Annotated in this window: 21 protein-coding genes; 10 read left to right on the top strand and 11 right to left on the bottom strand. The window is 56.5% G+C overall.

The features are described 5' to 3' along the window. Positions 1 to 28 precede the first annotated feature (28 nt). Both bioH and AM410_RS08655 read left to right on the top strand, forming a co-directional pair. Positions 29 to 802, top strand: a complete 774-nt coding sequence (bioH, locus tag AM410_RS08650) for a pimeloyl-ACP methyl ester esterase BioH (protein WP_020884568.1) — start codon at positions 29 to 31, stop codon at positions 800 to 802. A gap of 111 nt (positions 803 to 913) precedes the next feature. Next, complete coding sequence (locus AM410_RS08655) at positions 914 to 1,183, top strand: YdgH/BhsA/McbA-like domain containing protein (protein ID WP_025202855.1); 270 nt, start codon at positions 914 to 916, stop codon at positions 1,181 to 1,183. Between the two features lie 30 nt (positions 1,184 to 1,213). Here the strand turns inward: AM410_RS08655 and feoC are convergent, their stop codons facing one another. The 5 genes from feoC to greB form a co-directional block, all read right to left on the bottom strand. Further along, positions 1,214 to 1,453, bottom strand: coding sequence for a [Fe-S]-dependent transcriptional repressor FeoC (gene feoC, locus AM410_RS08660; protein ID WP_014171968.1), 240 nt, complete (start codon positions 1,451 to 1,453; stop codon positions 1,214 to 1,216). 10 nt (positions 1,454 to 1,463) lie between these two features. Then, positions 1,464 to 3,782: a Fe(2+) transporter permease subunit FeoB gene (feoB, locus tag AM410_RS08665; protein WP_014171967.1), complete on the bottom strand. Its 2,319-nt coding sequence runs from the start codon at positions 3,780 to 3,782 to the stop codon at positions 1,464 to 1,466. Between the two features lie 30 nt (positions 3,783 to 3,812). Further along, on the bottom strand, positions 3,813 to 4,040 hold the full coding sequence (gene feoA / locus AM410_RS08670; RefSeq protein ID WP_020884570.1) for a ferrous iron transporter A: 228 nt from the start codon (positions 4,038 to 4,040) through the stop codon (positions 3,813 to 3,815). A 292-nt stretch (positions 4,041 to 4,332) separates the two neighbouring features. Beyond that, positions 4,333 to 6,663 (bottom strand): Tex family protein, encoded by a 2,331-nt coding sequence (locus AM410_RS08675; RefSeq protein WP_108647742.1) that lies wholly within the window; start codon positions 6,661 to 6,663, stop codon positions 4,333 to 4,335. Positions 6,664 to 6,751: 88 nt separating this feature from the next. After that, on the bottom strand, positions 6,752 to 7,225 hold the full coding sequence (greB, locus tag AM410_RS08680) for a transcription elongation factor GreB (RefSeq protein WP_014171964.1): 474 nt from the start codon (positions 7,223 to 7,225) through the stop codon (positions 6,752 to 6,754). Positions 7,226 to 7,457: 232 nt separating this feature from the next. Between greB and ompR the strand changes: the two genes are divergently transcribed. Together ompR and envZ are read left to right on the top strand one after the other, a co-directional pair. Beyond that, positions 7,458 to 8,177 (top strand): osmolarity response regulator transcription factor OmpR, encoded by a 720-nt coding sequence (gene ompR / locus AM410_RS08690; RefSeq protein ID WP_006177890.1) that lies wholly within the window; start codon positions 7,458 to 7,460, stop codon positions 8,175 to 8,177. Next, on the top strand, positions 8,174 to 9,520 hold the full coding sequence (gene envZ, locus AM410_RS08695; protein ID WP_014171962.1) for a two-component system sensor histidine kinase EnvZ: 1,347 nt from the start codon (positions 8,174 to 8,176) through the stop codon (positions 9,518 to 9,520). The genes ompR and envZ overlap by 4 nt, the downstream gene beginning before the upstream one ends. A gap of 47 nt (positions 9,521 to 9,567) precedes the next feature. Here the strand turns inward: envZ and pckA are convergent, their stop codons facing one another. From pckA to AM410_RS08720, 5 genes are all read right to left on the bottom strand, one after another. Then, positions 9,568 to 11,187 (bottom strand): phosphoenolpyruvate carboxykinase (ATP), encoded by a 1,620-nt coding sequence (pckA, locus tag AM410_RS08700; protein ID WP_014171961.1) that lies wholly within the window; start codon positions 11,185 to 11,187, stop codon positions 9,568 to 9,570. A gap of 353 nt (positions 11,188 to 11,540) precedes the next feature. Further along, the gene (gene hslO / locus AM410_RS08705) at positions 11,541 to 12,419 is read right to left on the bottom strand and encodes an Hsp33 family molecular chaperone HslO (protein ID WP_014171960.1); all 879 of its coding nucleotides are present in this window, start codon (positions 12,417 to 12,419) and stop codon (positions 11,541 to 11,543) included. A gap of 24 nt (positions 12,420 to 12,443) precedes the next feature. Continuing rightward, positions 12,444 to 12,845: a ribosome-associated heat shock protein Hsp15 gene (gene hslR / locus AM410_RS08710; RefSeq protein ID WP_020884572.1), complete on the bottom strand. Its 402-nt coding sequence runs from the start codon at positions 12,843 to 12,845 to the stop codon at positions 12,444 to 12,446. Continuing rightward, positions 12,842 to 13,525, bottom strand: a complete 684-nt coding sequence (yrfG, locus tag AM410_RS08715; RefSeq protein WP_025202858.1) for a GMP/IMP nucleotidase — start codon at positions 13,523 to 13,525, stop codon at positions 12,842 to 12,844. The genes hslR and yrfG overlap by 4 nt, the downstream gene beginning before the upstream one ends. 67 nt (positions 13,526 to 13,592) lie before the next feature. Next, the gene (locus AM410_RS08720; RefSeq protein WP_025202859.1) at positions 13,593 to 15,728 is read right to left on the bottom strand and encodes an intracellular growth attenuator family protein; all 2,136 of its coding nucleotides are present in this window, start codon (positions 15,726 to 15,728) and stop codon (positions 13,593 to 13,595) included. A gap of 326 nt (positions 15,729 to 16,054) precedes the next feature. Between AM410_RS08720 and nudE the strand changes: the two genes are divergently transcribed. Then, positions 16,055 to 16,615 (top strand): ADP compounds hydrolase NudE, encoded by a 561-nt coding sequence (gene nudE / locus AM410_RS08730; RefSeq protein ID WP_014171956.1) that lies wholly within the window; start codon positions 16,055 to 16,057, stop codon positions 16,613 to 16,615. Between the two features lie 72 nt (positions 16,616 to 16,687). Here the strand turns inward: nudE and mrcA are convergent, their stop codons facing one another. Then, positions 16,688 to 19,240, bottom strand: a complete 2,553-nt coding sequence (gene mrcA, locus AM410_RS08735) for a peptidoglycan glycosyltransferase/peptidoglycan DD-transpeptidase MrcA (protein WP_073397632.1) — start codon at positions 19,238 to 19,240, stop codon at positions 16,688 to 16,690. A gap of 119 nt (positions 19,241 to 19,359) precedes the next feature. On the opposite strand from mrcA, the gene AM410_RS08740 reads away from it, so the two are divergent. From AM410_RS08740 to hofQ, 5 genes are read left to right on the top strand one after another with little or no spacing between them, the layout of a single operon-like run. Next, entirely contained in the window at positions 19,360 to 20,136 is a 777-nt protein-coding gene (locus AM410_RS08740) for a hypothetical protein (protein ID WP_032679109.1), read from the top strand. After that, a complete protein-coding gene (locus AM410_RS08745) occupies positions 20,133 to 20,627 on the top strand; it encodes a PilN domain-containing protein (protein WP_073397631.1) in 495 nt (164 codons plus the stop codon). Before AM410_RS08740 ends, AM410_RS08745 begins: the two co-directional genes overlap by 4 nt. Positions 20,628 to 20,630: 3 nt before the next feature. Continuing rightward, on the top strand, positions 20,631 to 21,092 hold the full coding sequence (locus tag AM410_RS08750) for a HofO family protein (RefSeq protein WP_073397629.1): 462 nt from the start codon (positions 20,631 to 20,633) through the stop codon (positions 21,090 to 21,092). Continuing rightward, a complete protein-coding gene (locus AM410_RS08755; protein ID WP_073397627.1) occupies positions 21,082 to 21,486 on the top strand; it encodes a HofP DNA utilization family protein in 405 nt (134 codons plus the stop codon). Before AM410_RS08750 ends, AM410_RS08755 begins: the two co-directional genes overlap by 11 nt. After that, positions 21,398 to 22,636 carry a DNA uptake porin HofQ gene (gene hofQ, locus AM410_RS08760; RefSeq protein ID WP_032680150.1) on the top strand — a complete coding sequence of 413 codons (1,239 nt, stop codon included), beginning with the start codon at positions 21,398 to 21,400 and terminating at the stop codon, positions 22,634 to 22,636. Before AM410_RS08755 ends, hofQ begins: the two co-directional genes overlap by 89 nt. Positions 22,637 to 22,897 lie beyond the last annotated feature (261 nt).

The raw sequence follows: 22,897 nt of genomic DNA on the forward strand, positions 1-22,897 counted from the left end.
TCCATGTGAAAAAAGAGAACAGTAACTGATGAAGACGCTGTGGTGGCAGACCGTAGGGACGGGAAATTGCCATCTTGTGCTGCTGCACGGATGGGGACTGAATGCCGAAGTATGGAATTGCATAACCGGGGAACTCGCCTCGCAATTTACCCTGCATCTGGTGGATTTACCGGGCTTTGGCCGCAGCCGCGGCTTTGGGGCAATGTCGGTCGAGGAGATGGCGCAGCAGGTGCTGGACGCTGCGCCGCAACACGCCATCTGGCTGGGCTGGAGCCTGGGCGGGCTGGTGGCGAGCCAGATTGCGTTGACCCATCCCGAGCGCGTGCGTGCGCTGGTCACGGTAGCCTCGTCACCGTGCTTCAGTGCAAAGGACGACTGGCCGGGCATAAAGCCGGATGTGCTGGCCGGGTTCCAGAAACAGTTGAGCGAAGACTTCCAGCGGACCGTTGAGCGTTTCCTGGCCCTGCAGACAATGGGAACCGACACCGCGCGTCAGGATGCCAGAGCGCTGAAGCAGACCGTGCTTTCCCTGCCGATGCCGGACGTTGAGGTGCTTAACGGGGGGCTTGAGATCCTCAAAACTGTCGATTTGCGTGAGCCGCTGGCCGCGCTGGCGATGCCGCACCTGCGTATCTACGGCTACCTCGACGGGCTGGTGCCGCGCAAAGTGGTTCCAGTGCTGGATTCACTCTGGCCACAAAGTGAGTCTCTGGTGATAAACAAAGCCGCGCATGCGCCGTTTATCTCTCATCCGGCGGAGTTTTGTTCAGCGCTCGTTGCGTTAAGTCAACGTTTAGACTGATTATTTTCTATCCAGCCTGGAAAAAGTTTCACACCGCAACCATACTCCAGATGTCGTTGCGGTTGTTCTGCCTACGATAATCAAAACAACAATCCTATGGAGAGTCAGGCTATGAAACTTGTTACAGGTATCGTCACTTCTCTGGTTATTGGGTCACTTTCATTTGGCGCCTTTGCGGCACAAGAGCTGGAAAAAGATAAAGTTGCCGGGATGAATCTGACCAAAGTTGGTGAGATTTCTACGTCTGACACGACCGCGCCGATGGACGCCAAAAAAGAGCTGTCTAAGAAAGCGGATGAGCTGGGTGGGAAGTACTACGTCGTCACCAGTGCAGAAAAACAGACCAAAAACGTGCGCGCAACGGCGGACGTCTATAAGTAATACGATAATGCCGGGCAGCGATGCCCGGCTTTATGCGCGCAGTGCCCACCACTCTCTGAGGCAGGCTTTTCCTTCCGGGCAGCTTTTACAACTGCCGGACAGGCAGCCCTCCGCCTCTTCCTGAATACGCACCGCTTTTCCCATGGCTTCCAGTCTTTCCAGCATGGCATCGATCATCGGCTGTGGCGTATGCAGGGTGAGGCTTAGCTGTTTCGCCTCCATTCGCCCTTGTAACGCCAGCAGGTCACGTACCTGAATCAACGATGCCATGGCTTACCCCTTAGTGACAGTCGCCCGCCGGGCTGTTGCAGCAGGTGGCAGCCGTTTTGCGGTTTGCCAGCAGGTTGATATCAACCCGGCTGCGTGCCCGGCGTAGCAGGCCGAGAACGAGCACGTTAAACAGCACAACCGCCAGGATGCACACCAGGCTATAACGCGGGTGCTGGCTAAAGTTAACGGTCTGATAAAAGAGCGTCGCCAGTGAGTACGCGATGTTGAGCCCCCACAGAATGGAGAAGCCCATCCAGCCACGGCTGGACTCGCGGGCAATCGCACCCATGACGGAGATGCACGGAATATAGAGCAGAACAAAGATGAGGTAGCTGTAGGCCGCAGAGGCGCTGCCAAATTTCTCGCTCATCACGCCCATGGCACCCGTTGCCATTTCGCCGTCACCTTTACTGGCCTCGATAGGGTTCGCCAGCACGCTCAGGCTGAAGGTGTCTTTCAGGCTCTGCCATGTCTCTTCGACGGCGCCCAGCAGTTCGTTACCGAGATGAAACTCTGCCGGATTGAACGCTTGCTCTTGGATGTTCTCCGCGGTGTAGAGCGTATTCAGGGTCCCGACGACCACCTCTTTCGCCATCGCACCGGTGAACAGACCGACGGTCGCCTGCCAGTTATCGTCATGGACGCCGATCGGTTTGAAGACCGGGGTTATGACGCGGCTGACGGAGGCGAGGGCGGAGTCGTTGATGTTATCCGCAGCCTGTCCGCTCAGGGTGAAGCTGTTCAGCGCGCTCAGGAAAATACTCACGATAACAATCACTTTACCGGCACGCAGGACGAAGCCTTTCAGGCGCTGCCAGGTCTGGATCACCAGGCTTTTAAGATGGGGGACGTGGTAGACCGGCAGTTCCATAACGAACGGCGACGCTTCGCCGCGCATGATGGTGTGTTTCAGCATCAGCCCCGTGAGGATGGCCATGACGATACCCAGCACGTACAGCGAGAAGACCGCCAGCGCCCCCTGCTGCCCAAAGAAGGCCGCGGCAAAGACCGCGAAGATAGCCAGTCGCGCACCGCAGGACATAAACGGTGCCATCATAATGGTCATCAGACGTTCACGCGGCGCATCCAGCGTACGGGCACCCATAACCGAGGGCACGTTACAGCCGAAGCCCACGATCAGCGGCACGAAGGATTTGCCCGGCAGACCGAGCGCCTGCATCAGGCGATCCATGACGAAGGCGGCGCGCGCCATGTAACCGGAATCCTCAAGGAAGGAGAGGAACAGATACATCATGCCGATTTGCGGCACCAGAGGCAGTACGGTGTTGATACCACCGCCAATCCCCTGGGCAAGGAAGATGGTCAGCCATTCCGGGAAATGCAGGGTGTAACCCACCCACTGAATGCCATGAACAAAGATAGCAACGGAACCGGCATCGAAAATCGGCTGGAGTGCGCCACCAATGTTAATGGCGAGCAAGAACATCAGGTACATCACCAGCAAGAAGACCGGCAAACCGAGGAAACGGTTAAGCACAACCTTATCCACGGCAGCGGTGAAGCGGCTCGGTTCCGCCGTCAGGGCGTTACTGACCACGTCGCAAATCGCGGCGATGGCCTGATAGCGAGCATCAGCGATATGCAGGGCCGGGTCATCCAGCTCGTCGCTCAGACGGGCGAGGACCACGTCCAGTTTATCTGCCGCATGACCAGCATAGGCGCGGCTGTAGATATCCCCTTCCAGCATTTGCAGGCCGAGCCACAGGCGCTGTTTTGCGGGCATGCTTTTGTCCATCTCTTGCGCCAGCAGATCCGCTTCGCGCAGGAGCGGCTGGGCGTAGTGCACCAGCTCAACGTTACGATTTCCCGCGTGGCGATCGATAGCCAGTTTCAGGGCATCAATACCGCGGGCGCGCGTCGACACCAGCGGAACGACCGGGCACCCCAGCCGTGCGGAGAGGGCATCGACGTCGATACGCAGTTTCTGTTTCTCAGCAATGTCGAGCATGTTGAGCGCCACGATGCAGGGAATGCCCAGCTCCAGCAGCTGCAGCGTCAGGTAGAGGTTACGCTCAAGGTTTGAGGCATCAACCACGTTGATGAGCAGATCCGCGTCGCCGCTAAGAATATAGTGGCAGGCAATCTGCTCATCGAGCGAAGTTTGCGAGGAGATCGTGGTTAAGGAGTACGTGCCGGGCAGGTCAACCAGCGTGACCTGGTGATCTGTTGTTGAGAACAGGCCTTCTTTACGTTCAACCGTTACGCCAGCCCAGTTACCGACGCGCTGGCGCGCACCCGTGAGCTGGTTAAATAGCGTTGTCTTGCCGGAATTAGGATTGCCAATTAAGCCAATAGTTAATTTTTTCATTTTTCTGGACTCACTGAAACCGCTGGCTTGTTATCGGGATAAGGCTTCGACTTCTATTAATGCGAGATCTTTTTTACGCAATACCAGATTTACGCGTCGGGTTTCGATATGCACCGGATCACCTAACGGGGCGACGCGCACGACCTGAAATGACGAGCCGGGCAGCATGCCCAGCGACAGCAGCTTTTGTCGATAGGCCGGGCTAATTTCGTGGGTAAAACCGGTAATTTTCCATGCACTGTCTGGAGTGAATTGCATAATGCCTGATTCCACGAGAGGTTAAAATATCTACTATGGGATGATAATGAGAATAGTTTTTATCAGCAATAATAAAACTGTGACGGAATGTTGTTTGCGGTATTAATTTACGGCCTGTTTGACCTTGCTCAATATTTACTGATTCTGCGGCAGGGAGAGGAAAGGCTTATTTGTTAATAGTGTGATCACTGATGGTTGAAATATAGATATACAACCGGTTTCATATTTTACAATTAATTTCGGCGGGATATCGGCCCGGTGAGTGACGCATCACCGGGCCTTTTTTATGCGGTTAGCGTTTCTTACCCATTGCTGCCGCCAGCGCATCCATCATGGCGCTGTTGCCCGCAGGCTGGGCGTCACGTCCGCGTGGCTTCGCCGCTTTTGCGGCCGGGCGCTGCTGCTCGCGTCCGCCGCCGTTACTGCCGCGGCGCGCGCTGGTTTCACCTGGCTGCTCGTCCAGACGCATCGTCAGGGCAATACGCTTACGCTGCAGATCCACTTCCATCACCTTCACCTTCACGATGTCGCCCGCTTTGACCACGGTATGCGGATCTTCAACGAATTTATCGGCAAGGGAAGAGATGTGGACCAGACCATCCTGGTGCACGCCGATATCGACAAACGCGCCAAAGTTGGTGACGTTAGTGACCGCCCCTTCGAGTACCATGCCCGGAAGCAGGTCATTCATGGTTTCAACGCCGTCGGCGAAGGTCGCGGTTTTAAACTCAGGACGCGGATCGCGGCCCGGTTTTTCCAGCTCTTTGATGATGTCCGTGACCGTCGGCATCCCGAACTGTTCGTCGGTAAAATCGACCGCCTTCAGGTTACGCAGCGCGCTGCTGTCGCCCATCAGGTCTTTCAGCGCCTGCTGGGTTGCGGCCAGAATGCGTTCCACTACCGGGTACGCTTCCGGGTGAACGGTTGAGGCATCCAGAGGGTTATCGCCGTGGTTGATGCGCAGGAAGCCCGCGCACTGCTCAAACGCTTTTGGCCCCAGACGGCTCACCTTCAGCAACTGCTGGCGGTTCTGGAACTGGCCGTTTTCATCACGCCAGGCAACGATGTTTTGCGCCATCATGCGGGTTAAGCCCGCCACGCGGGTCAGCAGGGGAACAGAGGCCGTGTTCAGGTCAACGCCGACGGCGTTTACGCAGTCTTCCACGACCGCATCCAGCTTACGGGCCAGCTGAGTCTGGCTCACGTCATGCTGATACTGGCCGACGCCGATGGATTTCGGGTCGATCTTAACCAGCTCCGCCAGCGGATCCTGCAGACGACGGGCGATAGAAACTGCACCGCGCAGCGAAACGTCCAGGTCCGGGAACTCCAGGGCGGCCAGTTCAGACGCCGAATAGACGGAAGCGCCCGCCTCGCTGACAATCACTTTCTGTGCGGTGACTTTCGGGAACTGTTTCTGCACGTCGAGGTAGAAACGCTCGGTTTCACGGGAGGCCGTACCGTTGCCGATGGCCACCAGCTCCACGTTGTATTTCTCGCACAGCGCCGCAACCACGACGGCAGCCTTCGCCGCCTGGCCGGTATGCGGATAAATGGTGTCGGTAGCCACCAGCTTGCCGGTACCGTCAACCACGGCCACCTTTACGCCGGTACGCAGACCCGGATCGAGACCCATGGTGGCGCGCAGGCCGGCAGGTGCGGCCATCAGCAGGTCGTGCAGGTTACGGGCGAAGACGTTGATTGCTTCGTCTTCGGCGCGTTCACGCACGGTGCCCATCAGTTCGGTTTCGAGGTGCATCAGCACCTTGATGCGCCACGTCCAGCTCACCACGCCTTTGCGCCAGCTGTCTGCCGGCGCGTTGTTCAGGCGCAGGCCGAGGTGGTCGATAATGATCTGCTCGCAGTGGCTCTCTTTTGGTGGCTCGTCAAACTGTGGATCGGCATTCAGGGAGAGCTGGAGCACGCCTTCGTTGCGGCCGCGGAACATCGCCAGCGCGCGGTGTGAAGGGGTGGTAGAGATGGGTTCGTGATGATCGAAATAATCGCGGAACTTGGCGCCTTCTTCCTCTTTCCCGCTGACCACGCTAGAGACGATGTGGGCGTTTTTCCACAGATAGTCACGTACTTTCGCGAGCAGGGCGGCATCTTCGGAGAAGCGCTCCATCAGAATGTAGCGCGCGCCGTCGAGTGCGGCTTTGGTGTCTGCGACCCCTTTATCGGCATCGATAAACTTCGCGGCTTCGGTTTCCGGGTCGTGGGACGGTTCGTTCCACAGCAGTTCGGCCAGCGGCTCCAGGCCTGCCTCAATGGCAATCTGTCCACGGGTGCGGCGCTTCGGTTTGTACGGCAGATAAAGGTCTTCGAGTTCGGTTTTGCTCAGGGTGCCGTTGATTGCGGTTTCCAGCTCGCTGGTCAGTTTTCCCTGTTCGCCGATGGATTTGAGGATCGCCTGACGACGGTCTTCCAGTTCGCGCAGGTAACCGAGACGGGTCTCCAGGTTACGCAGCTGCGTGTCATCCAGACCGCCGGTGACTTCCTTACGATAACGTGCAATAAACGGCACGGTGTTCCCTTCATCAAGCAGGCGAACGGCAGCTTCTACCTGTTCGGCTCTGGCCTGAAGTTCACCCGCAATAATGCGGCAGAGCGAATCTTTCATCATGGCTTTATCATCTGTTGAGTCGAAAAAATCAGGGGATAGTTATACGGGCTGACACGGCAAAATGCCAGCCGCGGAGGGCGCTCTCGGACTATTTAACGTACGTAATTTCGTTGACGTACCAGCTGGCTTCGCCGCCAGGGGTCTGCACGACGGCCAAATCGCCCACTTCCTTTTTCAGCAGCGCACGGGCCATTGGTGAGTCGATAGAGATGTAATCCTTACGACCAAAAATTTCGTCATAGCCGACGATGCGAAAACGCAGGGTGTCGCCATCGTCGTTCTCAATCTCGACCCACGCGCCGAAAAACACTTTGCCTTCCTGCTGTGGGGAGTAATCCACTATTTTGAGGTTCTCAAGGCATTTGGTCAGATAGCGGACCCGGCGGTCGATTTCACGTAACCGTTTTTTGTTGTACTGGTAGTCAGCATTTTCACTGCGATCGCCCAGGCTTGCGGCCCAGGTCACTTTTTTGGTCACTTCAGGACGCTCTTCGCGCCACAGGTAATCCATCTCTTTTTTGAGTTTCTCATACCCTTCGCGGGTGATCAGGGGCGTTTTCATGGGGTGACCTTAAGACTCGACATCATTGCATTCTTTGCGCACATTACGTATCACGTAGTCTAACAGACAACGTTAATAATGATTTATGTGATGAAATGTGCAGATAAGCTGCTGTTAAATATGCTTTGTAACAATTTCGACTAGAATTTATACCAGAATTAGCTGGTCGAACACGTGCACTTTTTTAGAATACGCTGTTATTAGACTATCCGAACCTTTGGGAGTACACACAATGCAAGAGAACTACAAAATTCTGGTCGTGGATGACGACATGCGCCTGCGTGCGCTGCTTGAGCGTTATCTGACCGAGCAGGGCTTCCAGGTTCGTAGCGTGGCCAACGCTGAGCAGATGGACCGTCTGCTGACCCGCGAATCATTCCATCTTATGGTACTCGACCTGATGCTGCCTGGTGAAGACGGGCTTTCCATCTGCCGCCGTCTGCGTAGCCAGAGCAACCCTATGCCGATCATCATGGTGACGGCGAAAGGGGAAGAGGTTGACCGCATCGTTGGTCTGGAAATCGGCGCTGACGACTACATTCCAAAACCGTTCAACCCGCGTGAACTGCTGGCCCGTATTCGCGCCGTGCTGCGCCGTCAGGCGAACGAACTGCCTGGCGCACCGTCGCAGGAAGAAGCGGTGATTGCGTTTGGTAAGTTCAAGCTGAATCTCGGTACCCGTGAGATGTTCCGTGAAGATGAACCTATGCCGCTCACCAGCGGTGAGTTCGCGGTGCTGAAAGCGCTGGTCAGCCACCCGCGTGAGCCGCTTTCACGTGACAAGCTGATGAACCTGGCGCGCGGCCGTGAATACTCCGCAATGGAACGTTCTATTGACGTGCAGATCTCCCGTCTGCGCCGCATGGTGGAAGAAGATCCGGCGCATCCTCGTTATATTCAGACCGTATGGGGTCTGGGCTACGTGTTTGTCCCGGACGGCGCTAAAGCATGAGGCGAATGCGCTTCTCTCCGCGAAGCTCATTTGCCCGTACGCTGTTACTGATTGTCACCCTGCTGTTCGTCAGCCTGGTGACAACCTATCTGGTGGTGCTGAACTTTGCGATCCTGCCGAGCCTCCAGCAGTTCAATAAGGTTCTGGCATACGAAGTGCGTATGCTGATGACCGATAAACTGCAACTGGAGGACGGCACGCAGTTAGTTGTTCCCCCGGCGTTTCGCCGTGAAATCTACCGTGAGCTGGGTATTTCGCTTTACTCCAACGAAGCGGCAGAAGACGCTGGCCTGCGCTGGGCGCAGCATTATGAGTTCCTCAGTCAGCAGATGGCGCAGCAGTTAGGTGGCCCGACGGAAGTGCGCGTTGAGGTCAACAAAAGCTCGCCGGTCGTCTGGCTGAAAACCTGGCTGTCACCCAATATCTGGGTGCGCGTCCCGCTGACCGAAATTCACCAGGGTGACTTCTCACCGCTGTTCCGCTACACCCTTGCCATTATGCTGCTGGCGATAGGCGGCGCGTGGCTGTTTATTCGTATACAGAACCGACCGTTGGTCGACCTGGAGCACGCTGCGCTGCAGGTCGGTAAAGGGATTATTCCTCCGCCACTGCGTGAGTACGGCGCCTCGGAAGTGCGTTCCGTGACGCGGGCCTTTAACCATATGGCGGCCGGCGTGAAGCAGCTGGCAGACGACCGTACGCTGCTGATGGCGGGCGTGAGTCATGACCTGCGCACGCCGCTCACGCGTATCCGCCTGGCGACGGAGATGATGGGCGAAGAGGATGGTTATCTTGCGGAGTCCATTAACAAGGACATCGAAGAGTGTAACGCCATCATCGAGCAGTTCATTGACTACCTGCGCACCGGGCAGGAGATGCCGATGGAGATGGCCGATCTGAATGCGGTACTCGGTGAAGTGGTCGCGGCGGAAAGCGGCTACGAGCGAGAAATCGACACCGACCTGCAGGCCGGTGAAATTCAGGTGCGGATGCACCCGCTTTCCATTAAACGTGCGGTGGCCAATATGGTGGTTAACGCGGCCCGTTATGGCAATGGCTGGATTAAAGTCAGCAGCGGGTCTGAGCTCAACCGCGCCTGGTTCCAGGTCGAAGATGACGGTCCGGGCATTAAGCCAGAGCAGCGTAAGCATCTGTTCCAGCCGTTTGTGCGGGGCGATAGCGCGCGCAGTACCAGCGGAACCGGCTTAGGCCTGGCGATTGTGCAGCGTATTGTAGATAACCATAACGGCTTGCTGGAGATTGGGACCAGTGAGCGGGGTGGTTTAAGCATTCGCGCATGGTTACCGGTGCCGGTGACGCGCGGGCAGGTGAGAGAGAGTTAAAAAAGGGTGGCAAAAGCCACCCTTTTTTTTGCAGGTCGGGTCAGGTATTACAGCTTCGGTCCCGCACTCACCAGCGCTTCACCTGCCGGGGTATCGGTATACTTCTCGAAGTTCTCAATAAACAGTTTCGCCAGCGATTCTGCTTTCTCACGCCACTGCTCCGGTGAGCCGTAGGTATTGCGTGGGTCGAGAATACGGGTCTCTACGCCCGGCAGCGCCGTCGGGATTGCCAGATCAAACATCGGCAGCGTGAAGGTTTCGGCGTTATCGAGTGAACCATCCAGAATGGCGTCGATAATGGCGCGGGTATCTTTGATGGAGATACGTTTGCCGGTGCCGTTCCAGCCGGTATTCACCAGGTACGCCTGTGCACCGGACGCCTGCATGCGTTTGACCAGCACTTCCGCGTACTGCGTCGGGTGCAGCGACAGGAACGCTGCGCCGAAGCAGGCGGAGAAGGTTGGCGTTGGCTCCGTCACGCCGCGCTCGGTACCGGCCAGTTTGGCGGTAAAACCAGACAGGAAGTGGTACTGCGTCTGGCTGGCGGTCAGGCGGGACACCGGAGGCAACACGCCGAACGCATCTGCCGTCAGGAAAATCACCTTCGTCGCGTGGCCCGCTTTTGACACCGGCTTCACGATGTTGTCGATGTGGTAAATAGGGTAAGACACGCGGGTGTTTTCGGTTTTCGAAGCATCGTCGAAGTCGATCGTTCCATCGGCACGCACGGTGACGTTTTCCAGCAGCGCATCGCGGCGGATGGCATGGAAGATATCTGGCTCCGCTTCTTCAGACAGGCGAATGGTCTTCGCGTAGCAGCCCCCTTCGAAGTTAAACACGCCGTCATCATCCCAGCCGTGCTCGTCATCGCCAATCAGACGACGTTTCGGATCGGTAGAAAGGGTGGTTTTACCGGTGCCGGACAGGCCGAAGAACACCGCCACATCCCCTTTTTCACCGACGTTTGCCGAACAGTGCATGGAGGCGATACCGCGCAGCGGCAGCAGGTAGTTCATCACCGAGAACATCCCTTTCTTCATTTCGCCGCCATACCAGGTACCGCCGATCAGTTGAATACGCTCGGTCAGGTTGAAGGCGATGAAGTTCTCGGAGTTAAGACCCTGCTCTTTCCACTGTGGGTTCGTGCATTTCGCCCCGTTCATCACGATGAAGTCAGGGGTGAAATCCTGCAGCTCTTTGTCGTCAGGACGAATAAACATGTTTTTCACGAAATGCGCCTGCCAGGCCACTTCAGTGATAAACCGCACGGAAAGACGGGTGTCGGCGTTAGCGCCGCAGAAAGCATCAACGATAAACAGACGCTTGCCGGAAAGTTGATGGGTAACGAGCCCTTTCAGATGCTGCCAGGTTTCCGGAGAGAGCGGTTTGTTATCGTTCTTCCCTTTGCCTTTATCAGCCCACCACAGCGTGTCGCGGGTGGTCTCGTCTCGGACGATGTATTTATCTTTCGGCGAACGACCGGTAAAGATACCGGTATCGACGGCGATAGCACCAAGGTTAGTCAACACACCTCGCTCGTATCCTTCCAGTGCTGGATTGAGCTCTTCCTGATACAGCGTATCGTAATCGGGGTTGTAGACGATTTCCTGGACGTCGTGAATACCATAAGCCTTGAGATCTTGCGGGGTTAAACCAGTAACACGCATATCACTGCTCCTTAGCCAATATGTACTGTCTGAAATTGTAGGGTTTTTGTGAGGTTGTTAACCGCGACGGGGCTCATAGATTTACGCATCTGGACAAAACCCTTACTAACGGAAAACGCTGCGACTCCAGTCACAGGGCAGGCGGATTATCGCAGGAATCGCTTTTTGGTTGGGGAAAATGTTCCGAAAAGGTTAATGGCTGGTGATTTTATCGGAAGGAATGTGAATGTAATCGCATACACGTAAGAAAATTACGTAAGAGTTACAGTGTTAAAAACGATTCAGCCAGAGAGGGCTTTTTTGCACTTTGCCCTCTCGCAAAAGGGAGAGGGCAAAGTGAGGGCAGGCTTTGCTTAGTGGACCTGAGGATCCGCCGGGGAGGCGTTGTTGCGGATCTCAGCAATATCCATCGAATTGAACACGTAGTGCGTACCGCAGTAGTCACAGTGCATATCGATTTCGCCGTCTTCCGCCATGATGCTGTCGATCTCTTCATCCGGCAGGGTCTTCAGCGCGCCAGCGCAGCGTTCACGTGAACAGGTGCACTTAAATTCCACCGACTGTGGATCGTAAACCGTCACTTCTTCTTCGTGATAAAGACGCCACAGGACATCGGTCGCCGACAGGGTGAACAGCTCTTCTGCTTTGACGGTTTCCGTCAGAGTCGCGAGGTGCTCGAAGTCGTTGGTCTGCGCGTCCTGCGCAGGCAGAACCTGCAGCAGCATACCGCCAGCAGCAGGCTGACCGTCTACTTCACCGGTGCGGATGAACAGACGCGTCGGCAGCTGTTCAGAACGCATGAAGTAATCTTCCAGGCAGGCCGCCAGCGTATCGCCTTCGAGGCCAACCACGCCCTGATAGCGCTCACCTTCCTCCGGGGAGATGGTGATGACCAGATAGCCATTACCCACCAGCGTTTTCAGGTCCGCGTTTTCAGGAACATCGCCCTGTACGCGCGCCACGCCACGCATCTGCTGCTGGTTATTACCGTTGATGACCGCCAGGGTCATAGGGCCATCACCCTGCAATTGCACGGTGATATCCCCGGCAAATTTCAGGGTGGCAGTCAGCAGGCTGGTGGCAACCAGCAGTTCGCCCAACAGGGTTTTCACCGGCAGCGGGTAGTTGTGGTTTTCCAGAATCTGTTTCCAGGTTTCGGATACGGTGACCAGCTCGCCGCGCACGGCGAATTGTTCAAACAGATAGCGGTGTAATTGGTCGTGTTGGGCCATAATAGTCTCTCGTGCAGGTGAGGGTTACTCGGTCTCACCGTGTTTAAATTTCATCAGATCGCGGCGCTCTTTTTTATCCGGACGCCGGTCCGGGTGGGGCATTGTCAGCGCATTCATTTTGCGCGCCAGCGCGGTCTTCTCGCGTTTTTCAATGCTCTCAGCCGTCTCTTCATACAGCAGTACGGCTTCGGTTGCGGGCCGTCGTTGTTCAGTAATGGCTTTAATCACCACGGTACGTTCATCGTTGCCCTGACGCAGCGTTAAGGTGGCATTCAGTTCGACCAGCTTGCTCGGTTTGCTGCGCTGGCCGTTGTAATGCACTTTACCGCCGTCGATCATGTCGCGGGCAAGGGCGCGCGTTTTATAAAAACGGGCCGCCCACAGCCATTTATCCAGTCTTACCCCTTCAGAGGGTTTTTCTTTCATGGCCTCTCCTTCACGGTCAGTGAGGGGATCATCTGGCGATAGTCGTTCAGCCCCGGATGGCGCAGATAGCTTTTTTCAGCCAGGCCAGAGTCAGGATTGGTAACGCCCAGACAATAGCGAATGCCAAACCTGGCCGCGGAATCCAGAATAGGCTCGCTGTCATCAATAAACAGCGTGCGTTCCGGCTGCAAACCGGTCTCTTCCGCCACCGCATGCCACAACCGCTGATCCTCTTTCGGATAACCAAATGTGTGGGTGGAAAGTAATAAATCAAGGTGCGAAGCAAGACCCGTATGCTCCAGCTTCACGGCCAGATTGTGAGGATGGGCGTTGGTCAGCAAGATACGGCGCTTGCCGCTCGCTTTCAGCGCATCCAGAAAAGGCACGGTATCCTCACGCAGTACGGCGCGCGGGCCCTGGGCGGTGGTCATGGCACAAATATCCAAACCGAGGCGCTCGCTCCAGTAGTCAAGACAGTACCAGTTTAGCGTATGCTGCACCGCGCTATATTGCGAACGAATGAATTCCTGCGCTTCTGCCGGGGAGATCCCCTGCTGTTCACCATAGGTTTCCGGAACCAGCTTTTGCCAGAAATAGTTATCAAAGGCGAGATCGAGCAGCGTGCCGTCCATATCCAGCAGAACGGTATCAACCTCCTGCCAGGCGATATCAAGATGCATAAGGGGGAACTCCAGCCTGAAGAAACGTGCGCGACAGGGTAGCACATCTTGTCGCGCATCGACGTTATCAGATCAGGCTCTCAGAGGAGGGGATCAGCTTAGGGTTAAGGCAATTTTCGTAATACTGCTGGATGTCGGCAAGCCTGGTGCGTGAGCGCTGATAGCGACGCAGCGCCATAAAACCGTTCCAGCAAATGCATACCAGCATCGCAATCATCAGCAGCGAGGTGCCGATGTAGCGCCACAGGCCTGCGCTGTCCGGCATGCGGTGCAGGCCGATGTGGCGCGTGCCGTTGGCATCGGTAAAGATACTCGTCACAATCCCTTCAGCGCTAAACGGCGTCTGCATCAGCATCTGCGCCAGGCGCTGGAACTGGCCCCATTGTTCCTGAGCCGGGTAGTCATAAAGTGCGACCTGCGGGTATGGCTGATCGACCAGGTCGCTCCCTTCATCACTGACGATCACAAAGCCACCCGGTGCCGGGCTGTTCAACGCCTGCGCCGCGCGGGTGGTTTCGCGCATCACGAAGGGTGCGGTTGACGTGGCGACCAGATTATCCAGCGACTCGGCGCTGACCGGACGCAGCAGCACGTTAACGCCATCCAGCCGGCCCGCTTCCGCGCGTTTCACCAGCGAATCCCAGTCTTTACTGTTACCCAGGTTCACAAGGGCGTTTTTGAGACGTACGCATTCGTCCTGAGCGGAACACAAATCCTGCGTTTTCAGAACGATGTCACCAAAGTCGTCCAGAAGCACCATCCCCGATTTCTGAATGGCCGAGCGCAGGGCAGGGCTCACGCGTGAGTCGTCATCGGGTTTCGGGTGCAGCTGGCGGTTGACCGTCTGGGTAAGCGACGTGGCTTTATTGACAACCTCAGATTCAGGCAGCGGCAGCGGCGGCGCATCATTCCAGATAATTTGCGAGCAATCGAACGGCATGAACGGCGAGCTCTGACGCGTATTCCATGCGCCAGGCGTATGAATGTTACACATCCCGGTGCCCTTCAGGCGCAGCGTATCACCGACCCGCACGCCAGCCTCGTCCAGTTGGTTGACGCTGGTTGCCTCAATGGTTTGCGCCCCTTTTATCCATGACAGGGTAAATTTAATGGGCATATCCAGCGGGACAAACAGCAGAAGCATGATAAAGACCAGCGCTGCCCCCCCGGCAATGACCGCACTGCGTAACCAGTGCTGAAGCGGGAAATTTTTTACTTCATCATGCAGGGATAAAAAGCGCCCCTGGCGCACCACATGGCGGTCAAGATAGATATCGATATCGGTTTTCTGCCCTAAATCCTGGGCAATCCACGGCTGCCAGTGGCGCGGGTAGATAAGATCGATAATACCGAGCGAGATATTATTGAGGTGCTCCTGGTCACTCTCACCGAACAGACCCCAGCGCTTAGGAGTACCGCGCAGGCAGTGGATCTCACGTAGCGAGGTTTTTGCCGGCGGGGCAAAGAGCCCCCACAGTCCGGCTGCCAGCAACAGCACCGCACCGCCAGCCAGCCAGGGGACAAACACATCCGGCGTCAGCAGGCAGATGAAAAAGAGCAGGAACGCGGCCACGATCAGAATCGCTTCGCGAATGCCGTCAGGGCGGCTCAGGGCGTACTCTTCATGCGTCTCCTGGCGAATGTTCAACAGCTCGATCTGCTCTGTCTCTTCGCCACGAATGGAGGCCTGCGTTGAGCTTGCGCGTTCCAGCGCAAAACGCGGGGCTTCCTGAAGATATTCATTCAACGTATGGCCGTTGAGCGAGATAACCAGCGGCAACGAATCGGTATGGATCAGCTCTACGCTGTTTTCGTCATTAATGTACTGCTCCCAGGACGGGGGCAGATGCACTTCAACCGAATCCAGGTAATAGCGCCATTTATTGGGATCGTCTGTGGTGATGCCATAGCGGGTGATGGAGCGCGTCACACTGAGCACTGTGTCACTTTGCGCATTTAACTTGATCGCCACCGGCGCAGCAGTTGCCCCCGTCGGCCCAGGTGTTAACTGAGAACGGTTCAGTGTTTCGAGATAGTTTTCTACTGCATCGCGCTCTTCTTGCGTCAGTTTACGCGTCGTCGCACCGGCAAAGGCGTTTAAAAAGGGCAGCCGGTAACGACGCCTTACGCGACGCCTGTATACCCACCCTGCAACCAATGCGCCGGCCAGCATAGCAGCGAGAACAATCAAAATGGTGCTCATGCTTTCCCCATCTTACTTATCTTCTTACAGGTGTAGTCAGTAGCACCTTTAACATTGAATGAGAGTCTGTGGTTGGCTATCGGCAAGTATGGAGTCGAACTTGAGCATTCTGAAGCGCATCCCAGTGACCGATGATGATAGCAAAGCCTGTTATGGCGCGATATCAGCAAATTCCTGGAAACATTTCAACCTCTTGACATTTGTTTTGAATTGAGGATTGATTCCTGTTACGTTGCATAAATGTAAATACAGAACAATTGACATTGCCGAAACCGTGCGGTGTATCGCACAATAAAGCCAGTTCCCACTGCTAAGACCCCATCACGATGAGCAAACCACTACAAAAACCCACCATTCTGAATGTTGAAACAGTCGCAAAATCGCGCCTGTTTAATGTCGAAAGTGTGGATCTGGAGTTCAGCAACGGTGTGCGTCGCGTTTACGAACGTATGCGCCCTTCTTCGCGCGAAGCGGTGATGATTGTTCCTGTCGTCGACGACCATCTGATCTTAATCCGCGAGTATGCCGTGGGAACCGAATCTTACGAACTTGGGTTCTCGAAAGGGCTCATCGATCCGGGTGAAACGGTCTTTGAGGCGGCCAATCGCGAGCTGAAAGAAGAGGTCGGTTTTGGCGCGAACGAACTGACGTTCCTGAAAAAACTGAGCATGGCACCCTCCTATTTTTCCAGCAAAATGAACATTGTGGTTGCTGAGGATCTCTATCCAGAATCGCTGGAAGGGGACGAGCCGGAGCCACTGCCACAGGTTCGCTGGCCGCTGGCCCATATGATGGACCTGCTTGAAGACCCTGACTTTAACGAGGCCCGCAACGTGAGCGCGCTGTTCCTGGTACGCGAATGGCTGAAGGGGCAGGGGCGGTTATAACAGCCTGATGTCCGCAACTTATGACAGAACAAAAAAAACGGCAACCTGAGGTTGCCGTTTTTACGTTGCCCGTTAGAACAACTCGTGCGTTTCGCCGTTATCAATGATTTCTGTACCCACCTCATGCACCGCCTGTGTGGTCGGCTGCGTGCCCTCGATGAAATACTCTGCACGGCTATTGCCGCCATTGGCGAGCTGCCCGGTGCTGCGGTCGATATTGACGGTAACCACGCCCGGTGGTGGCGTCAGCGGTTGCTCCGGAACGCCTTCCAGCACGGATTTCATATAGGCATCCCAGGCCGGTTGCGCACTCTTCGCGCCGCCTTCGTAGCCAGAAATCTGATCTTTAATCGCGCCTGAAGCCGTGGTGCGGCCTAAATCACGGCGATGATCGTCAAAACCGATCCAGACTGACGTCACCACGCCCGGGCCGTAACCGGAGAACCACGCATCTTTCGAGCTGTTTGTTGTCCCCGTTTTACCGCCGATATCATGGCGCTGTAAATCACGTCCTGCCCGCCAGCCGGTCCCTTGCCAGCCAGGTTCGCCGAAGATGTTGGTGTTCAGCGCGCTCTTTATCAGGAACGACAGCGGCGTGTTGATGACATGCGGTGCATACTCCTGTGCCCCGCTCTGCGCCACCAGCGACTGGTTAGCCTGTTCCAGCTGCGGCTGCGGCAACACAGGGTTCGTCTGCTCCTGAGACACGGCAACGTCTTCCATGTCCTTGTTTTCAATCACTTCAGATTTTGGCGTATTGCCGTAAATGACCGGAATATCGCAGTCAGGGCAGGCAATTTTCGGCTTCGCTTCAAACAGCACGCCACCCTGGTCGTTCTCGATTTTACTGATGAAGTACGGGTCAATCAGGAAGCCGCCGTTAGCCATCACCGAGTACCCCCGCGCCACCTGAAGCGGCGTAAAGGACGCAGAGCCTAACGCCAGCGATTCGGTGCGCACGATGTTCTGAGCCGGGAAACCGAAGCGTTGCAGATATTCCGCGGCATAGTCGACACCCATCGCACGCATTGCGCGCACCATCACCACGTTTTTCGACTGCCCAAGACCCTGACGAAGACGAATAGGGCCTGAATATTCCGCCGGTGAGTTCTTCGGCTGCCAGTCAGAACCGGCACCGGCATCCCAGCGGGAGATAGGCACGTCGTTCAGGATACTGGCGAGGGTCAGTCCCTTATCCATGGCTGCGGTGTAGAGGAACGGCTTGATGTTAGAGCCAACCTGACGCAACGCCTGGGTGGCGCGGTTAAATTTGCTCTGGTTGAAATCGAACCCACCGACCAGGGCCAGCACGGCACCGTTCTGCGGATTGATAGACACCAGGGCCGAGTTAACGTCTGGCACCTGCGCCAGCCACCAGCTGTCGCCCACCTTGCGTACCCAGATTTGCTGTCCGGTCTGGACGACATCCGTCACTTTACGCGGCGTCGGGCCTTGCAGGGTGTCTGAGCGGTACGGGCGAGCCCATCGGATCCCGTCCATACGCAGGGAGACAGACGTTCCATCCGCCAGCGTTGCCACCGCTTCCTGCGGATCGGCCTGAGTCACCACGGCAGGAAGGAGCGGGCCATAGGTGGGCAGCGCTTTCAGCGTACTGGTGATTTTTTTGCTGTCCCAGGCGCTTTCGCCGACTTTCCACAGCACATTCGACGGGCCGCGATAACCGTGGCGCATGTCGTAATCCATCACGTTGTTACGCACCGCTTCCTGAGCCGCCTGCTGAACGTTGCGGGTCACGGTGGTGTAAACGCGGTAGCCATCTTCGTAGGCTTTATCGCCGTAGCGGCTCACCATCTCCTGACGCACCATTTCGGTGAGATAAGGGGCAGAGAAGGCAATCTCCGGCGCATGGTAGTTGGCATCGATGACATCGTTGCGCGCCTGTTCGTACTCGCTCTGGCTGATATAGCCTTCGCTCAGCATACGTGACAGAACGACGTTACGACGCGCCGTAGCGCGTTCAAGCGAGTAGAGCGGGTTGAAGGTCGATGGCGCTTTAGGCAGACCGGCAATGGTCGCCATTTCGCTTAACGTCAGCTGCTCGACAGGTTTACCAAAGTACACCTGCGCGGCCGCACCAACACCGTAGGCGCGGTAGCCGAGGTAGATTTTATTGAGGTACAGCTCAAGGATCTCGTCTTTGCTTAACAACTGCTCAATACGGATCGCAAGGAACACCTCTTTGATCTTACGGGTCAGGGTCTTTTCTGGGCTAAGGAAGAAGTTACGCGCCAGCTGCTGTGTAATGGTACTTGCCCCCTGAGAGGCATGACCGGAGAACAGCGCAATACTTGCAGCACGGAAAATCCCCACCGGATCGACACCGTGGTGCTCGTAAAAACGGCTGTCCTCGGTAGCGATAAAGGCTTTGACCATTACGGGCGGAAATTGATTTAAGGTCAGCGGGATACGACGCTTTTCGCCGTACTGCGCCATTAACTCGCCATCGGCGCTGTAGACCTGCATCGGGATCTGGAGTCGCACATCGCGAAGCGTAGCGACATCAGGCAGCTGCGGCTCAATATATTTGTACAAACCATAAATCGAGCCTGCTCCCAGCAGAATGCAACAGACTGCAAGGATTAATAAATACTTTACGAACTTCACCGGAGATTTCCCATTTGGTTTCACTTGGGCAGTTTCTAAACAATCGCGCGGTAGTATAAAGGCAAGCCTGATTCATTGATATAGCCGTCACCTGACGGGCGATAAGGAGATCGTGAAGCATGGCTTTTAAAACATGGCAAACAGGCGTTCATATTCAACAGGATAGGGTGCAGATAGTGGCGCTGGCCCGGGAGCGGTCGGGCTGGCGTTTGTGCCGCTGGTGGGCGATCACTCTGGCCGACGGGATTATCCGGGATGGCAAAATTTGCCAGCCTGAACAACTGGTTGACGCCCTGCGCGACTGGCGGAAAACGTTGCCCCACTCCCACCGGGTGTTTCTCTCATTTCCGGCGGCCCGCACGCTGCAACGATCGCTCCCCCGTCCGGGCGTGGCGCTGCGCGACAGCGAACAGCTCTCCTGGCTGGGGGCGACGCTCGCGCGTGAACTGGAGATGGCTGCTGACACGCTCTGTTTTGATTATGCGCAGGATACATTCAGCAATACATTCCATGTCACCGCGGCACAAAACAACGAAATTCACCCCCTGCTGACGCTGGCAAAGATGTTGCGTTTACGGCTCGTGACGATCACCCCGGATGCCAGTGCGCTGGCGAATCTTCTCCCTGCGGTAGCGCCGGCGCAGTGTGTCGCCTGGCGGGATGGGCATCAGTGGCTGTGGGCGATGCGCCATCAGTGGGGACGGCGTTTTACCACGGAAGCGGAAAACGTGGCCGATCTCGCGGCACTGCTGGCCCTCACGCCGCAGGACATTGCCCTCTTTGATAGTCAGCGAGACCCCTGGGACGCGCTGGTTCGTTGCCATGCTCCTCTGCCGGCGTGCGGCGCTGATTATACCGTCGCGCTGGCGCTGGCCATGAGTGAGGTACCGGAATGAGCATGACGAACTTTCTGCCGTGGCGGCGGCAGCGACGCGTGCGCTGCCTGCGATTCTGGGGCGTACTGTTTGTCGCTACGTGGCTGCTGATACTGATGGGGGTTTTCAGCCTGCGGATGAATCCTCTCGTGATGACGCGTGCGTTGCATATTCAACTGGCGGGCATGCAGTCCGTGCAGCAGGCGCTGGTGTCTCGTACAAGGTCAGGCACGGAGACGCCGACGCCCGCGCCAGCGCCTCAACGACGCGCCTGGCAGCCGGTGCTGGAGTCCTTTGCCGGGATGATGCCATCCCAGGTCTGGCTGACCGAACTGCGCTATCAGCCCCCTTCACTGATGTTAACCGGATATGCCGCAACACTCCCCGCGCTCTCTGCTCTGCGGGATGGGCTCGGAAAGATGGTGGGGTTTACCCCGGGGCCGACGGGGGAATTACAGCAGGACGACCAGGGGCGCTGGAGGTTCACCTTTCATCTGCGAAGCGAGGGCTAATGCGTGGAAATCTTGTTCGAACGCTGGTGCGAAAGTAGCCCCCGATGGCGGGTGCTGTGCTGGTGTCTGAGCGTTCTCTTTCTGGGGAGTATGACGTGGGGCATGGTGATTCGACCGGTAACAAAGCAGGTGGCTGAACTTCAGCGGCAGGTCAGCGAGGCCGCACAGGCTAATGTCTCGCTATGGCCCGCCGCCAGTCATGTGCCGCGGCGTCACGCCCCCCGTGAAGCCACGGTAATGACGCCTTTTTCGCCACTCGAGTTTCATGGGGCGGGTACAAGACTGGTTCACTGGAAGCCGTTGCAAAACGGAGGGGAACTGACGCTGGATGCTGAATGGCAGGCCATCCCGACTGTTTTCACCCGGCTGGCGCAGTGGGATGTTCAGGTTGCCGCCTTTGCTCTCTCTGCACAGGGTTCGGCATTACGCCTGCGGGTGGAGCTGGAGGAGCAGCATGCAAAATAGCGCGCGTTGCCTGCTGGTGTGTTGCGCCCTGTTAGTGACCGGGATGCGGGATCCTTTTCGCCCGCCGGATGACCCTTGTGCGGTAGGGCAACTGGCGCAGTGGCATTACCACGGGATGGTGGGCAGCACGCAGGACACTGGCATTTTACAGGACGGGCAAAAGCGCTGGCATCGCCTGACACCGCAACAGCATCTCCCGGTGGGCTGGCGGGTAACGGCCCTCAATGAAAGGGAACTGGTCGTCGATGTGGGGGATGCATGTGAACCCAGACAATGGACGTGGCAACGAGAAGGAACGAAAAAGAATGAACATAAGGATAACGCTGTGGCTGCTGGCGTTCAGTCATCCGCTGTGGGCCGCCGCGCCAAAGCCGGTCACGCTGGTGGTGGATGAGGTACCGGTGGTGCAGGTGCTACAGGCGCTGGTCGCACAGGAGAACCGTAATCTGGTGGTATCGCCAGATGTCAGCGGCACGCTGTCGCTCAATCTGACACGCGTCCCCTGGCGACAGGCGCTACAGACGGTCGTCACCAGCGCCGGGCTTGTTCTGCATGAAGAAGGGGGCATTTTTTATGTTCACACCGCAGCCTGGCAGCGTGAACAGCTGGAGCGCAAAGAGCAGGAGCGGACACGCCGACAGCTTGATGCGCCGCTGGTCTCGCACAGCATACCTTTTTCTTACGCTGACGCCGGGGAGCTGCAAAAAGCGGCGGAAAAACTGCTCAGTCCAAAGGGGAGTTTGTCTGTCGACAAGCGCACGAACCGTCTGCTGATACGGGATAACCAGGCGGTGCTTGATACGCTGCAGCACTGGGCGACACAGATGGATATCCCTGTCGAGCAGGTGGAACTGGCGGCGCATATCGTGACCATCAATGAAAAAAGCCTGCGTGAGCTGGGGGTGAAGTGGAATCTCGCCGACGCAACGGAGGCGGGCAAAGTCGGGCAACTCACAACGCTTGGCAGCGATCTGTCCGTGGCAAACGCCACCACCCATGTGGGTTTTAACATTGGGCGGATTAACGGCAGGCTGCTGGATCTGGAGTTGTCGGCGCTGGAGCAAAAGCAGCAGGTCGATATCATCGCCAGCCCGCGACTGCTGGCCTCGCATATGCAACCGGCCAGTATTAAGCAGGGCAGTGAGATCCCATATCAGGTCTCCAGCGGTGACAGCGGGGCGACCTCCGTGGAATTTAAAGAGGCGGTGTTAGGCATGGAGGTGACGCCGGTGGTGCTGCCCGGCGGTCGCGTACGCCTGAAGCTGCACATCAGTGAAAATATGCCAGGACAGGTGCTGCAGCAGGCCGATGGTGAAACGCTCGCCATCGATAAACAAGAAATTGAAACCCAGGTGGAAGTAAAAAGTGGAGAAACGCTGGCGCTGGGCGGAATTTTTTCGCAAAAGAATAAAACCGGAAGCGATCGCGTGCCCGGGCTGGGCAACATCCCGTGGCTTGGACAGCTTTTTCGCCATGACGGAAAGGACAATGAACGACGGGAGTTAGTGGTGTTTATTACACCACGACTGGTCGGTATTCGCTGAAGAGTCACGATCCTCCCAATGATTTTGCATTCAGATTGTTGCAGATGTTTGACGTGGGGCATGAATTAGCATACAAGGAGTACCGATTTGAGTTGGACTTACGTCTTATTGCCTTATGCGTCTGGTGCGGTGATTTAATCAGTTGCCAAACAAGCCGGAGTATTGAGATAATTTTTAGTCTGACTCTCGCTCTATTGCATATGAGGTTTCAGTTCATGTCCTGCTACGCCGGGTGTCTGCGAAGCGGGGATTACCATTAAC

The organism is Enterobacter cloacae complex sp. FDA-CDC-AR_0164 (assembly GCF_003071645.1).
GTDB lineage: Bacteria > Pseudomonadota > Gammaproteobacteria > Enterobacterales > Enterobacteriaceae > Enterobacter > Enterobacter ludwigii.

Excerpts from the sequence above, each read along its gene's own strand:
- envZ (WP_014171962.1), top strand. The coding sequence starts at position 8,174 with ATGAGGCGAATGCGCTTCTCTCCGCGAAGCTCATTTGCCCGTACGCTG.
- feoA (WP_020884570.1), bottom strand. The coding sequence starts at position 4,040 with ATGCAATTCACTCCAGACAGTGCATGGAAAATTACCGGTTTTACCCAC.
- AM410_RS08745 (WP_073397631.1), top strand. The coding sequence starts at position 20,133 with ATGAGCATGACGAACTTTCTGCCGTGGCGGCGGCAGCGACGCGTGCGC.
- AM410_RS08720 (WP_025202859.1), bottom strand. The coding sequence starts at position 15,728 with ATGAGCACCATTTTGATTGTTCTCGCTGCTATGCTGGCCGGCGCATTG.
- ompR (WP_006177890.1), top strand. The coding sequence starts at position 7,458 with ATGCAAGAGAACTACAAAATTCTGGTCGTGGATGACGACATGCGCCTG.
- AM410_RS08675 (WP_108647742.1), bottom strand. The coding sequence starts at position 6,663 with ATGATGAAAGATTCGCTCTGCCGCATTATTGCGGGTGAACTTCAGGCC.
- feoB (WP_014171967.1), bottom strand. The coding sequence starts at position 3,782 with ATGAAAAAATTAACTATTGGCTTAATTGGCAATCCTAATTCCGGCAAG.
- greB (WP_014171964.1), bottom strand. The coding sequence starts at position 7,225 with ATGAAAACGCCCCTGATCACCCGCGAAGGGTATGAGAAACTCAAAAAA.
- hofQ (WP_032680150.1), top strand. The coding sequence starts at position 21,398 with ATGAACATAAGGATAACGCTGTGGCTGCTGGCGTTCAGTCATCCGCTG.
- AM410_RS08755 (WP_073397627.1), top strand. The coding sequence starts at position 21,082 with ATGCAAAATAGCGCGCGTTGCCTGCTGGTGTGTTGCGCCCTGTTAGTG.
- AM410_RS08740 (WP_032679109.1), top strand. The coding sequence starts at position 19,360 with ATGGCTTTTAAAACATGGCAAACAGGCGTTCATATTCAACAGGATAGG.
- yrfG (WP_025202858.1), bottom strand. The coding sequence starts at position 13,525 with ATGCATCTTGATATCGCCTGGCAGGAGGTTGATACCGTTCTGCTGGAT.
- nudE (WP_014171956.1), top strand. The coding sequence starts at position 16,055 with ATGAGCAAACCACTACAAAAACCCACCATTCTGAATGTTGAAACAGTC.
- AM410_RS08655 (WP_025202855.1), top strand. The coding sequence starts at position 914 with ATGAAACTTGTTACAGGTATCGTCACTTCTCTGGTTATTGGGTCACTT.
- bioH (WP_020884568.1), top strand. The coding sequence starts at position 29 with ATGAAGACGCTGTGGTGGCAGACCGTAGGGACGGGAAATTGCCATCTT.
- hslR (WP_020884572.1), bottom strand. The coding sequence starts at position 12,845 with ATGAAAGAAAAACCCTCTGAAGGGGTAAGACTGGATAAATGGCTGTGG.
- hslO (WP_014171960.1), bottom strand. The coding sequence starts at position 12,419 with ATGGCCCAACACGACCAATTACACCGCTATCTGTTTGAACAATTCGCC.
- feoC (WP_014171968.1), bottom strand. The coding sequence starts at position 1,453 with ATGGCATCGTTGATTCAGGTACGTGACCTGCTGGCGTTACAAGGGCGA.
- pckA (WP_014171961.1), bottom strand. The coding sequence starts at position 11,187 with ATGCGTGTTACTGGTTTAACCCCGCAAGATCTCAAGGCTTATGGTATT.